Source organism: Acidiplasma aeolicum, assembly GCF_001402945.1.
Classification (GTDB): Archaea; Thermoplasmatota; Thermoplasmata; order Thermoplasmatales; family Thermoplasmataceae; genus Acidiplasma; species Acidiplasma aeolicum.
Map to the genome: position 1 here is coordinate 1 of NZ_LKBG01000232.1, position 12,839 is coordinate 12,839.

General features: G+C 36.5%; 16 protein-coding genes. 8 read left to right on the forward strand and 8 right to left on the reverse strand.

What is annotated here, in order from left to right:
- Positions 1–17: 17 nt before the first annotated feature.
- On the reverse strand, positions 18–1,196 hold the full coding sequence (locus tag AOG54_RS05810) for a M20 family metallo-hydrolase (protein ID WP_048101061.1): 1,179 nt from the start codon (positions 1,194–1,196) through the stop codon (positions 18–20).
- A gap of 131 nt (positions 1,197–1,327) precedes the next feature.
- Between AOG54_RS05810 and rpl7ae the strand changes: the two genes are divergently transcribed.
- Genes rpl7ae through infB form a run of 5 tightly spaced genes read left to right on the forward strand, consistent with a single transcriptional unit; the run spans position 1,328 to position 4,395 of the window.
- Positions 1,328–1,810, forward strand: a complete 483-nt coding sequence (rpl7ae, locus tag AOG54_RS05815; RefSeq protein ID WP_048101060.1) for a 50S ribosomal protein L7Ae — start codon at positions 1,328–1,330, stop codon at positions 1,808–1,810.
- Positions 1,811–1,815: 5 nt separating this feature from the next.
- Positions 1,816–2,025, forward strand: coding sequence for a 30S ribosomal protein S28e (locus AOG54_RS05820; protein WP_048101059.1), 210 nt, complete (start codon positions 1,816–1,818; stop codon positions 2,023–2,025).
- Between the two features lie 5 nt (positions 2,026–2,030).
- Positions 2,031–2,228: a 50S ribosomal protein L24e gene (locus AOG54_RS05825; RefSeq protein WP_048101058.1), complete on the forward strand. Its 198-nt coding sequence runs from the start codon at positions 2,031–2,033 to the stop codon at positions 2,226–2,228.
- Positions 2,225–2,650 carry a nucleoside-diphosphate kinase gene (gene ndk, locus AOG54_RS05830; protein ID WP_048101057.1) on the forward strand — a complete coding sequence of 142 codons (426 nt, stop codon included), beginning with the start codon at positions 2,225–2,227 and terminating at the stop codon, positions 2,648–2,650. Before AOG54_RS05825 ends, ndk begins: the two co-directional genes overlap by 4 nt.
- Positions 2,651–2,652: 2 nt before the next feature.
- On the forward strand, positions 2,653–4,395 hold the full coding sequence (infB, locus tag AOG54_RS05835) for a translation initiation factor IF-2 (RefSeq protein WP_054964233.1): 1,743 nt from the start codon (positions 2,653–2,655) through the stop codon (positions 4,393–4,395).
- Between the two features lie 31 nt (positions 4,396–4,426).
- Here the strand turns inward: infB and AOG54_RS05840 are convergent, their stop codons facing one another.
- The 7 genes from AOG54_RS05840 to AOG54_RS05870 form a co-directional block, all read right to left on the reverse strand.
- Positions 4,427–5,341: a hypothetical protein gene (locus AOG54_RS05840; RefSeq protein WP_054964232.1), complete on the reverse strand. Its 915-nt coding sequence runs from the start codon at positions 5,339–5,341 to the stop codon at positions 4,427–4,429.
- A 4-nt stretch (positions 5,342–5,345) separates the two neighbouring features.
- Positions 5,346–5,738, reverse strand: coding sequence for an adenosylmethionine decarboxylase (gene speD / locus AOG54_RS05845; protein WP_054964231.1), 393 nt, complete (start codon positions 5,736–5,738; stop codon positions 5,346–5,348).
- A 169-nt stretch (positions 5,739–5,907) separates the two neighbouring features.
- Positions 5,908–6,678: a transcriptional regulator gene (locus AOG54_RS05850; RefSeq protein ID WP_054964230.1), complete on the reverse strand. Its 771-nt coding sequence runs from the start codon at positions 6,676–6,678 to the stop codon at positions 5,908–5,910.
- Between the two features lie 34 nt (positions 6,679–6,712).
- The gene (gene thiE, locus AOG54_RS05855; protein ID WP_054964229.1) at positions 6,713–7,333 is read right to left on the reverse strand and encodes a thiamine phosphate synthase; all 621 of its coding nucleotides are present in this window, start codon (positions 7,331–7,333) and stop codon (positions 6,713–6,715) included.
- Positions 7,333–8,364 carry an AIR synthase family protein gene (locus AOG54_RS05860; protein ID WP_054964228.1) on the reverse strand — a complete coding sequence of 344 codons (1,032 nt, stop codon included), beginning with the start codon at positions 8,362–8,364 and terminating at the stop codon, positions 7,333–7,335. Before AOG54_RS05860 ends, thiE begins: the two co-directional genes overlap by 1 nt.
- Positions 8,361–9,149: a bifunctional hydroxymethylpyrimidine kinase/phosphomethylpyrimidine kinase gene (thiD, locus tag AOG54_RS05865; RefSeq protein ID WP_236689080.1), complete on the reverse strand. Its 789-nt coding sequence runs from the start codon at positions 9,147–9,149 to the stop codon at positions 8,361–8,363. The genes AOG54_RS05860 and thiD overlap by 4 nt, the downstream gene beginning before the upstream one ends.
- Positions 9,150–9,204: 55 nt before the next feature.
- Complete coding sequence (locus AOG54_RS05870; RefSeq protein ID WP_054964227.1) at positions 9,205–9,990, reverse strand: SDR family oxidoreductase; 786 nt, start codon at positions 9,988–9,990, stop codon at positions 9,205–9,207.
- Between the two features lie 112 nt (positions 9,991–10,102).
- Here AOG54_RS05870 and AOG54_RS05875 point away from each other — a divergent pair, with 112 nt between their 5' ends.
- From AOG54_RS05875 to AOG54_RS05885, 3 genes are all read left to right on the forward strand, one after another.
- Positions 10,103–10,465 (forward strand): cupin domain-containing protein, encoded by a 363-nt coding sequence (locus AOG54_RS05875; RefSeq protein ID WP_054964226.1) that lies wholly within the window; start codon positions 10,103–10,105, stop codon positions 10,463–10,465.
- Positions 10,466–10,542: 77 nt separating this feature from the next.
- Positions 10,543–11,784, forward strand: a complete 1,242-nt coding sequence (locus AOG54_RS05880; protein WP_054964225.1) for an arginine deiminase family protein — start codon at positions 10,543–10,545, stop codon at positions 11,782–11,784.
- A 132-nt stretch (positions 11,785–11,916) separates the two neighbouring features.
- On the forward strand, positions 11,917–12,810 hold the full coding sequence (locus AOG54_RS05885; RefSeq protein ID WP_162200873.1) for a 2-hydroxyacid dehydrogenase: 894 nt from the start codon (positions 11,917–11,919) through the stop codon (positions 12,808–12,810).
- Positions 12,811–12,839: the final 29 nt, after the last annotated feature.

A 12,839-nucleotide genomic window follows, 5' to 3' on the forward strand; every position in this document is an offset into this window, starting at 1 on the left:
TATTATTTTTAAGAAATTTAATTATATAAAATGTATTCATAAATTTTTACATCGCCAATTATATCATCGATACGGCAAAATTCGTTGGGCATATGAGCGTTTTCAATAACCGTTGTTGACCACACTGCGGCAGGAATATTTCTGGCCCTTAAGAATGCTGCAAATGTTGATCCGCCGATGCCAACAGTCATTGCCTTTTTACCCTTGATTTTTTCAATGGCATCCTTAAGTTTTAAGACAATCTCAGAATTTTCCATGTTAAATGATGGTGATGGTTCTGATTCAATGACATCCATGTCTATTTCACCACCATTTTTTTTAGTAAAATCCGTTACCATTTTTTGTATGTTCTCTATTGCCTCCTCAAGATTGTATCCCGGAAGGATACGGCAATCATAGTAGAAAATATCCTCGCCGGGTATTGTGTTAATATTATCTATATTTTTTTCATGCTTCGTTGGTTCAAAGGTGGAAACACTGGGTATAAACATTTTATTTTCTATTGAAAATGTTTTATGGAGCTCGTCATCAAAAAATGTAATAAATTTTGATGAAAGGCGGAATGCATTCAATGCCTCCTGTGGCATGCTGGCATGTCCCTGCCTGCCCCTTACAGTAAATTTCAGCCACAAAACACTCTTCTCTGCAGTTTCTATTATATTTCCATCCTCTGTGCCGGCGTCAGGAACAACTATTAAATCATCCGGTTTAAAAATATTTTTTGAAATCAAATATTTTATTCCGTATGTATTTCCTGTTTCCTCATCGCTTACAAATGCTATTCCAAGATTTAGCCTCATTTTGTTTAAATCGAGTTTTTTAAGGAGCAAAAGTGCAGTAAGCAATCCCTGGCCGTTGTCCTCAGCGCCCCTTGCATATATATTGCCATTTTCTATATGCACATCATATGGATCATGCGCCCATAATTTTACATCACCTGCAGGGACAGTGTCCATATGGACTATTATCCACAGCGTTTTTTCAAAGTTGCCGGTTTTAATAACAAAATTCGGCCTTGTAACTCCAAAATTATCATCCACATAATATTTTTCATAATTTTTGTATCCCATTTCATCCAGTATATTCAAAATCTCCTCGGCCTTTTTTAACTCACCATTGCCACCGTTTTCCGGGGATACTGCCGGAATGCTTAAAATACGCCTTGCAGTATTTTTAACAAATTCTTCATCATCCATTATTATGTATATTTTTTTTTAATATATTATTTGCCATTAATGGAAACGAATTTAATAAAGGTGCAGTTTATGCACGGGCAATATTTATATTGGTGTTTATAATACGTTCTAAAAAATGAAGGAGGATTAGTATGGAAAACACATATGTAAAATTTGAAGCTCCCGAATCGCTGGAAAAAGAGTCTCTTGATTTTGTTGAAAATTCATACAGGTCAGGAAAGATTAAAAAGGGCACAAATGAGGTTGTAAAGGCAATAGAAAGGGGAGAGGCAAAGCTTGTTGTTATAGCCGAGGACGTTTCACCTGCTGATGTTGTATTTTATCTTCCAACATTATGCGAGGAAAGAAAGGTGCCATACACATATGTTAAAAAGAAGGCGGACCTTGGTGTAAAGGTCGGCATAGCCTCAGCCGCATCCGTAGCAGTTGTGGATTACGGGAAAAACGAGGAGGCATATAAAACCTTGATTTCCGATATAAACAATGCCAGGGAGGGCAAGAAGGAGGATAAGAAGGAAGCAGAGGAGAAGCCCGAGGCAAAGGAAGAGAAGAAGGAAAAGAAATCAGAAAAAAAGCCCAAAGAGGCAAAAGAATCTGAAAATAAGGAAGAGTGATCAGCATGGATGATGATGCTACACCAGCAGAGGTTGTTGAAATTATGGGCAGAACCGGAATGACCGGGGAGGCCACAACCGTAAAGGTCAGGGTTCTTTCTGGCAAGGATCAGGGAAGAATCATAGCAAGAAATGTGCTTGGCCCGGTGGCGGTTGGTGATATACTCATGCTGAGGGAAACTGCAAGGGAGGCCAGAAGGCTATCAATTAGGTGATTTTAATGGAAAATCGAAAATGTACTTTTTGCGGTGCTGATATAGAACCTGCAGCAGGCATGATATACGTGAGAAAGGATGGTGCCATACTTAACTTTTGTTCCAAGAAATGCAAGGTAAACATGATAGATTTAAAGAGGGCTGCAAGGAACACAAAATGGACAAATGAGTATCATAGAATTAAAGAGATGAGAAAGGCATGAGCGTGGAACGCACACTGATACTTATAAAGCCAGATGGCGTATCCCGCCACATAATAGGCCGGATAATATCGAGATTTGAGGATAAAGGCCTCAGGCTGCTGGCAATGAAGTTTATGACAGTTACCAAACAGCAGGCAGAGATGCACTACAGTGTGCACAGCCTGAAACCATTCTTTTCAGACCTGGTCTCATACCTTACCTCAGGGCCAATAGTTGCAATGATTTGGGAGGGCGATAATGCAATAGTTTCATGCAGGAATATATGCGGTGCAACTGATGGTTCCAAGGCAGCTCCAGGCACAATACGCGGGGACTTTTCACTCAACATAGAGGAAAATATAGTGCATGCTTCAGATTCAAAGGAATCATATGAACATGAGTACCCAATATTCTTTAATGAAAATGAAATTGTGGTAAAATAGAGATGGAAACTGCAAAAAATAATTTGAGGGAGCCAATTGTATGCGTGCTTGGTCATGTTGACCATGGCAAAACAACGTTGTTAGATGATATTAGGGGCACAACTGTTGCAAAGAAGGAAAGCGGTGGCATAACCCAGAAGATAGGTGCAACAGATATAAATAAAAATCTTCTTGAAAAGATAGTAAAGAATACATTCAGGAACGTTTCAATAAAAATACCCGGACTTTTATTTATAGATACACCGGGGCATGTCGCATTCTCAAATATGAGGGCAAGGGGAGGCGCACTTGCGGATATAGCCATTCTTGTCATAGATATAAACGAGGGGTTAATGCCCCAGACCATAGAATCCATAGATATACTTAAAAAATTTAAAACACCATTTATTATAGCAGCAAATAAAATAGATTTAATACCCTATTTTATTTCTGCAAAAAACAAATCATTTTATGAGGTATTTAAAATACAGAGGCCGGAATACAGGGAAGAACTTGATAAGCGCATTTACAATATTATAAACCAGCTTTATGTCCATGGAATCTCCTCAGATCGCTATGATAGAATATCAGATTTTACAAAAACATTTGCCATTGTGCCGGTCAGCGCAAAATTAAATATAGGAATAGCGGATATATTAATGGTTTTAACCGGTCTGGCACAGAAATTCCTTGAAAATGAAATTAAATTTAGTGATGAATCAACGCGTGGCACTGTTATAGAGGTTAAAAAGGAGGGTTCCCTTGGAACAACACTTGACACAATATTATATCAGGGTACACTTGCTCGTGGTGATACCATTGCACTGAACACTGCAAACGGGCCGCAGACAACAAAGGTGAAGGCCATTCTTGTAAATTCCAGTAATAAGGGCATTATGGAAAAGGACAAGGTTTCCGCGGCTGCAGGAATCAGGATACTTATTACAGATAAGCTGGATGTTACACCGGGTACGTCAATAATAAAAATTCTGGATAACCCGGAACAGGCCTTTGAGGAGCTTACCAGGGAATCAAAGCCAAATATAAATGTATCAGAAAATGGTGTTACAATAAAGGCCGAGGCTCTTGGATCGCTTGAGGCCGTCGCATACGAGCTTGATCAGAACAACATAAAGATAAGGGAGGCATCAATAGGAGACATCACAAAAAAGGATATTATAAACGTATCAACATTGAATGACCCGCTTGAAAGGATAATCATAGGCTTTAATGTCGGTATATCACCGGATGGAAGGGAGGCAATGGAATCATCTGATATTAAGGTAATAACAGGAGATGTCATATACTCATTAATTGAGGAGGCCAGCAAATGGCTTTCAGACAAAAAACATGAGCTGGAGGAGGAGAAAAAGAATGCCAGACCTGTACCATCGAAGTTTATCATTATGCCGGATTACATTTTTAGGGCTGCAAAGCCTGTAATTGTTGGTATTAGGGTTCTATCTGGCCGTGTTAAGGTTGGAGATAAATTAATAACTGAAAATAATAAGTATGCAGGCACAATAAAAAGCCTCAGGGATGGCGATGTCAACAGGCAGTTTGCGGACGCCGGCATGGAGGTTTCATGCGCAATAGACGGCGTTATACTTAACAGGCACATTTTTCCGGATAGGCCAATTTACGTTGACATACCCGAGAGTGTTGCAAAGGAGTTAAAAAATCAGGAACTTTCAGATGATATAAAGGAAACACTTGATGAGATAATAAAAATTAAGCGCAGGGAAAATCAGTTCTGGGGATTTTAGAAAGGGCATTTAAAAAAATTTTATCCATAAATTATCTGGCAAATACAGTAATTATCAGGAAGATTATGCTTATTATAAGCATTAAAATTATTGAAAAATAGCTATTCTTAAGCGTTAATTCAGATGTAAATGCGGCAAGTGCAAAAACAAGTGTGTTTTTATAAACAGTACTGCCGGTAATCAATCCTGTTGATTCACCCACGCGGTGCCTGTGCAAGCTTATGCCAACCATTGTTATTTCAGGTATTGACCCAAAGACACCAAGAAGAATAAATGATGCAAAAAAGCTGGTAATGTTAAAAATGTCTGAAATCACAATTGCGCTGCTTATCATGGCATAGGATCCTAGAACAATTACAAGTAACGATATTAATCCGTATATATATGGATAATCCTCAAATTCTGGTGCCGTATTTGTTTTTACATTTTTTCTGTTTATAATATAAAAATAGATAATGAATATTATCATGGGAATAATGCCAATGTATGCAGGTATATCCTCATATATGAATGAGAATGCAAGGATAATTATTGATGATGCAAGTATAAATACTGCATCGAGGCGGTAGGTTTTCAAGGTTTTCATATAATAAAATGGTATAATAATGAAAAATGCAAGCATAACAAGTGTATTTGATCCCTGGATTGACCCAAAGCTGATTTCCCCATGACCCTCAAGGGCGGCCATGAGGGACATGACAATCTCATCAAAAACGGATGCAATGCCCAGAATTAAAATTCCCACAGTTTTTCCGGAGAATTCCAATTTTTTGCCAATTTTGGCGGCAACATCGGTAAATATATCGCTTGAAAGGTATATGCCGGTTATGGAAATTAATATGGCAAAAATTATGACAAATTTAAACCTAATATCTATTCTGTAAAATAAAACAAGGATATCATAAATTAACAGGGAAAAAAGGTATATAATTATGGATTTTTTCAATTAATCACAGCATTAGTGATGGATCCGTTATTGTAACATTGTCATCTACTTTATTTCCCCTCTCAAGTTTCTTATATTCTATGCTGGTGGGTTTAAGCACATTTAAAAGATAATTGAACGCCTTATCTGCATTACTCCGATCACCACACGTGTATATATCAAGGGTAACAAGCCCGTATTCAGGCCATGTATGAAATGAGAGATGGGATTCAGCCAGAAGCGCTATTCCACTGGCCCCCATGGGCCTGAACTGATAGTACTGTGATGAGATTTTTGTCAAATTCCCCTCTTTTATGGCATTTTCCATAATTGGAGAAATGCTGTCAGCGCTAGATATTAACCCTGCATCTACACCGTATAAATCCGCAATTATGTGCACCCCTACTACCACTTTCATCGTCCTCCATAAATTTTTTCACCTCAACAAGAGAGTTAATATTAACCTTATATTTAAATATTTTTTAAAATGGAAAATTTTTATTTTTATTCTTAGGCAATTATAATTATAGAAAGGACTAGGTCAAAATATAAATAATTGATTTAATATATTTTTATTTTTATATTTATTAAACATGTATATAATTTATTTCTATTTCAGGATTTTTTGCCTGCAACTCCCTTATATCATTTATGGTGAAATGGAATAACCTGTCAGATATTAATATTAAAGTGCTGTAACCCCTTTTTGCGGCCTCAAAGCCTGCACCTATGGCATTGTATTCAAGGTTATTCTTAATTCCACCGTCCCTTAATACTGTGTATGCAAGTTCCCCCACGGACCCGGCAAGGTCATATTCCACAGAGGACACTTTTTGTAAAATAATTTTTTCATAATCGCACAGATTTTCTATCTTTTCAATATTTTTTAAAAGCATTATTGTTATCTTTGCCTTTTTAACATCTATTAACCCCTTAACCCCTGTAATCCCGGCACATTTTCCAGCATTGCTCCTCGTGCATGATACACCGTATGATCCCGTTTTAAAATCTGGTGATGCATGAAGATAGCCATCCTGCATGTATAAATACACCTTCTGCCCGGGTATTATGTCCCTATCCGGAATTGCCTCCCAGATTAGTGAGGCATCTATATTTATAAGGCTGCTGTGAACAAAATCCTCTATTGTATTCAGGCCATTGTAAAGAAAGTCAAAACCCTCCTTGGTAATTTTATTGTCACTTCCTATATAGCCCTTATCCCTTAGGATCTTCATGTGGTAAACAACACCCTGCAGTGTTATGCCAAGTTCCTTTGATATTTCTGATGGCCGGTACTTCCCATTTTTGACATTTAAAAGAACCATCAGCTGCGTGATCATGGCCTGCTCAATCTTCATTTATATGCACCCAAGAGGCAATATATAAATAATATTATAATTTATTGTATTCTTTTAATTTTTGTATGAACATCCTGGTGGCAGCTGCAGGGTCGTTTGATGAGTATATTGCAGAAACCACTGCCACGCCGGAAATTGAATACTTTAAAAGCGTATCAACGTTATCAAGTGTGATTCCGCCTATGGCAAAAACAGGAATTTTAATGTTTTTGGCATATTCAAGTATATTTATATCACACATTGTTGCATCCTTTTTTGTTGTGGTGTTAAAAAAGGATCCAAAGGCAACATAGCTTGCACCAAGCTTTTCGTATTTTAATGCAAGGTCAATGTCACCGTATGTTGATACCCCTATGATTTTATCCCTATATTTTTCCTTTAAAAATTCAAATGGCACATCATCCTTGCCGATATGAACGCCATCAGCGTTAATAATCTCCATTAACACCGGGTCATCATCAACTATGAATGGAATGCCATAATCATCGGCAAGTTTTCTAAATTTATTCCCTGCATACATCCTGATTTTATAATTATTTGTTTTATCCCTGTACTGCAATACATTTGCACCGTTTTTAAGCGCTTTTTCTGTTATATCAAAAATTTTATCATTATAATAATCAGGAGTTACCAGATATAAACCCTTAATTTCCATTATCTTACCCCCATTTCCCTATATTTTTCAAGCGCTGTCCATATCTGATCGTCCTCCGGATTTATATCAATTTTTTTGCCCATGCAATCCATTTTAATGCCGGAGGATTTATCAAGAACCTCACCAATTATTGATGCATCTATGCCACCCTTATTTAACTGTGAGATCAGGTCATCGGCATATTCCGGCCTGACAGTTATAAGAAGTGTCCCCTCGCTTATTGTCCTTAATGGGTTAATATTAAAAATTTCACAGATTCTTTTAACAGAATTATATACTAAAATCTTATCAGCATTTATATAAATTCCATTGCCTGAGGCCATGCCTATCTCATATGCCGCATTTAATATTCCACCCTCGGTGCAGTCATGCATTGATGTGACCCTATTACATATTCCAAAATTAATTGAAATGATCTCGGCATTGACGCATGTAAGTTTATAAAATAGATTATTTATTTCATTTATGGTGTTATCATCAAGTTTATTTTTTGAATATTCCGGAAATGCATAAAGAAGCATGCATGCTGTCTGCATGGCCGCACTGCCGGCAAGTATTATTTTGTCTCCAGGCCTGGCATTTTTTGTTGTAATGTATTTTTTGCCTATGGAAAAAAGTGTTGCACCGCCTATCATGGGATAATCTGTCCCTGAATATCTTGCTGTATGACCTGCTATAATGGATATTCCATATTTTTCGCATTCCCTGTTTATTACATCCCAGATAATTTTAAATTCTGAATCGGTCATCTTTAAGGGTAAATTAAGGTCTATGCTCATGTATCCTCCCCTCATGCCGGCGGTGTAAAGATCCGATAAAAGTATATGGAATGCAAACCATGCAGCCCTTTCAAGCCCAAAGTTTATATTAATGGATACGGGGTCTGTTGTCACCGCTATATAATTATCACCCGATTTTATAATGCCAACATCCACACCATTTTCAGGCCTAACAACTATGTCATCTGATTCTGAACCGAGTCTTGATATTATATTCTCATCAAAAAATTTTTTGGATATTTTTCCTGTCATTTTATCATCCAGAAATGGTTAAGCGGACCATAACCCTTTCCCATGGGAAATGAGTATTTTATCGCACCCTCTATATATTTTTTGGCCATGGATACAGAGTCATAAAGATTGTGGCCGCCTGCCAGATATGATGCTATGGATGCTGATAATGTATCACCGGTGCCGTGTGTATTCTTTGTTTCTATTCTTTTACCCTTAAAGCTGTAAAAATCATGGCCGTCATAGAGAATATCATCTGAGTAATATCCATTGTAATGGCCGCCCTTAATTAGTACATTGGTGCCTATCTTCTCATAAATTACCCTTGCGGCAGATTTTATATCCATTGCATTGTTTATTTTTTGACCTGATATGACCTCTGCCTCAGGTATGTTTGGCGTAATTAAATATGATATTTTCATGAGATTATTAACCATGGCATCTATTGCATCCTCCCTCAGCAGCCTGACATTGGTTTTTGAAACCATAACAGGGTCAACAACAATATTTTTTACATCGTACTGTTTAAATTTTTCAGAAACGGCGTTTATAATTTCTGATGAATAAAGCATGCCGGTTTTTGAAGCGTCTGTGCCAATATCATCAAGAATTTCATCCATCTCATCATTTATAAATGATACTGGCAGTTCATAAATTGATTTAACGGAAACACTGTTCTGTGCGGTTAGTGAAACAACAACGGCCGTGCCAAAAACCTTCATTGCGGTAAAAGTCTTTAAATCCGCCATAATGCCAGCCCCACCGCCTGAATCCGTGCTGGCCACGGTCATTACCCTTGGTATCATATGAATTTACATTAAAAAATAATATTTTAATATTATTAAAATTAAAATATGTTTATTAAATTGATTTCACCGCCCCGCCATCTATCTGTATGTTTGTTCCAGTTATGTACGATGCATCATCGGATAATAAAAACGCAACAAGATGGCCTATTTCCTGGGGATTACCAAAACGCCCTGCAGGTATCTGTTCAAGTATTGATTTCTCTGCATCAGCTTCATCAATATTTAAATCCCTTGCATTTTTCCTTATAATGTTTTTTAGCCTGTCAGTGTAAAAATATCCCTGTGAAATTGAATTAACTGTTATATTTTTTGGAGCCAGCTCTATTGATAATGTTTTTCCCAGTGCAACTATGCCTGACCTTAATGTGTTTGATATGGCAAAATTTTTTAGGGGATTCTTTGTTGTCATGGAGGTAACATAGATAATCCTGCCATTTTTTGATTTTATCATATCCTCAAGGGCCCATTTTGTGAGATTAATCGTTGACATTAACATCATGTTTATATTGTATTCCCAGTCATCATCAGAAAGATTTAAAAATTCATCCACCTTTGGGTCTCCATAGTTCATTACCAGAAAGTCTATGCTTCCATACCTTTCCCTTGAGGATTTTATAACATTTAATAAGTCATTTTTACTGGAAAGATCAGCCTTTATTATGTTAATCTCATTTCCGGTTTTATTAAGTATTTCGTTCTTTACCCTTAATAATTTATCAGTGTTTCTTGAAAATGTGGTTATATTTGCACCATATGATGCAAGAACCGATACAATACCGGCACCTATGCCGCTGCTCCCAGCACATACTATACCATTTTTGTTTTTTAAAGATATCATGATGTTTAATGTTATAAGGTGTATTAATAATTTTATTTAGTCCAAAAATTGGTAAATAAATGAAAAAGTTTTTCTCATAAAGTTTTTATAATGATATGGTTTACAATTAATAATGACTGAATTAACAAAATTTACATGGGATGGTGTTAAAAAGGAAAACCTTACCGACCTATTATCAAGGCAGATGATTTACGGCGATAAAGTAATGATAGCCCGGCTTGAGATAAAAAAGGGTGCTGTTGTGCCTGAACACAGCCATGAAAATGAGCAGATGACATGGATTATGAAGGGTGCATTAAAATTCAGGATAAATGGCTCTGAAATTACCGTCAGAGAGGGTGAAATTTTAAGAATACCTTCAAATGTTAAGCACGAGGCAGTCGCCATTGAGGACACACTTGATATTGATATATTTTCACCGATAAGAACAGACTGGATAACAGGGGATGATGCATACCTGAGAAATAAAAAATAATCCATATTTAAAATAAAAGATTATTAAATATTATTTTTCATACCAAAATTTTAATAGACAATATATTATTTTAGCACATGAAAATAGACAGGGAATGGGGACGTTTAAAAAATGTGGTTATGCACTCCCCGGGCAATGAGGTAACATATGCGCTTTTTGCCCCAAAACACTTTCTTTTTGAGAGGCCTTTTAAATATTCAATGGCTGTAAGAGAGCATGAGAATCTTGTTAATGTGCTCAGGGAAAATGGTGTCCATGTGGACATTTTAAAGGATATTGTAATTAAAAAATCAGAGGATGATAAGAATTTCAGGAAAAAACTGGAGGATATTGCACTGTCTAAAATAAACTTTTCAGGCAACCAGCGGGCCGCACTTGAAGCAAGGAATTATCTGGAAAAAAACATAGATCATATTGATTCAGAATCACTTTTTAACGCAATTTTAATGAAATTTTCAATTAATCTGGATAATTATATTAATTCCCTAAAGTATCCGACTGTCGATTCCAATCTTCCACTGGCCAATCTCTATTTTATGAGAGACCAGCAGGCAGTTTCCAGCGGCATATTGATGGGAAGAATGCGAATGCGCCAGAGGGATGCTGAACCTGAAATTATGGAGTTTATCTTTAAGGATATATACAATGAAAATGTAAATAAAATTAATGATGGTTTTTTCGAGGGTGGTGATTTTATCCCTGCCGGCGATTTTGCCCTCATAGGCACAGGGAATAGAACGGACATTACAGGTGCCATTGAGGCCATTGGGTCTGGCGTTATTGATTTCGATGAGATTATGATTGTCAGGAATCCTGCATATGAGTTCTCTGATGCCAGCAATGTCATGATAAACATGCACCTTGATACGTATTTCAACATTGCCGGTGATGGCCTTGCGATAACATCGGTACACCTTGCAAAACTTGCACATGGAGATGTTTATGTAAAAACCGGGGATGGTTATAAAAAGGACCATGAAACAAATCTATATGATTACATAAAATCCAAGGAATTTAATGTTATAGACCTTGATGTTGGCGAGCAGATTGCATACTCATCAAATTTTTTAACACTGGATGACAGAAAAATAATTGCAGTGGATTCAAGAAAGGTTCTAAAAAAATTAATTGAAACAAATGCCCTTGACAGTTATACGAAAAATATTGCAATTCATGACATGGAGAATTCAGGGAGAATGTTTCCGGACAGCAAAAAGGTTTTTGATGCCGGCATAGATGTCATTAAAATAGATTTAAGCGAGATTACCGGTGGGTATGGCGGGGCGCACTGCATGACATGTTCACTGAACAGGGATTAACAAAACATTAATTATTGCATGATAATATCTGAATTTTCTATGGATTAAGCCATGTTTTCCTGCTTTAACCATAAAAACCCAAAATATTTTCCTGCCTCAAAAACTTTTAAAACAATAATAAACTATGCAATAATGAAAATCTCGGTACAGGTTAACACCCCAATATTGGGTAATTCAATAAAAGAAAAAATGAATGAAATATGCAGAAAAATTACAGGATGCGAAACCGTTTCTGGATATTCTGATGATGCCGACATAGTGCTCTTCATAGGGCAGCCCAAACCGTCAAAGAAAACAGTATTTATGCAGAGCGTATCTGCTGGTGTGAACCATGTGGATTTCTCATTAATACCAGAAAACATAAAGATTGCAAGCAATGCCGATGCATGGTCTGTGCCGGTATCAGAGCATGTTATGGCACTTTTGCTTGCATTTACCAGAAAAATCTGCCAGTCAAATACAGAGCTGCACAATGGCATTTATAAAAGGCTTGATGATAAATCATACATTGTTTTAAACGGCAAAACACTGGGCATACTTGGATATGGTGGAATTGGAAGACATGTTGCAGGACTTGCAAATGCATTTGGCATGAAAATAATAGCATATACAAGAACCTATAAACCTGATGATATATCTGAGTTTAAGATGCCAGATGAATTAATGAAATTATCCGATTTTGTATTAATATCACTGCCTTTAAATAAATATACAAGGAATTTTGTTGATAAAAGTTTGCTTTCAAAGTTCAATGGCTATGCAATAATAAATGTCGGCAGGGCTGAAATAGTGAATCATAGTGACATGATTGATTTTTTAAATAATAGCAGCGCATATTATCTCACCGATGTCTGGTGGGATGAACCAAAAATAAATGAAAAAATACCTGATAATGTGATCATAACACCGCATATAGGTGGCATGTCAGATAACATTGAACAGCAGTTTATTTATGCCTGCAAGAATATAAAAAACTTCCTTAATGGAAGTCCAAAAAACATTGTAAGAAGAGATGACTATATTTAATAAATATTTATTTTTAATATTTTATTCAT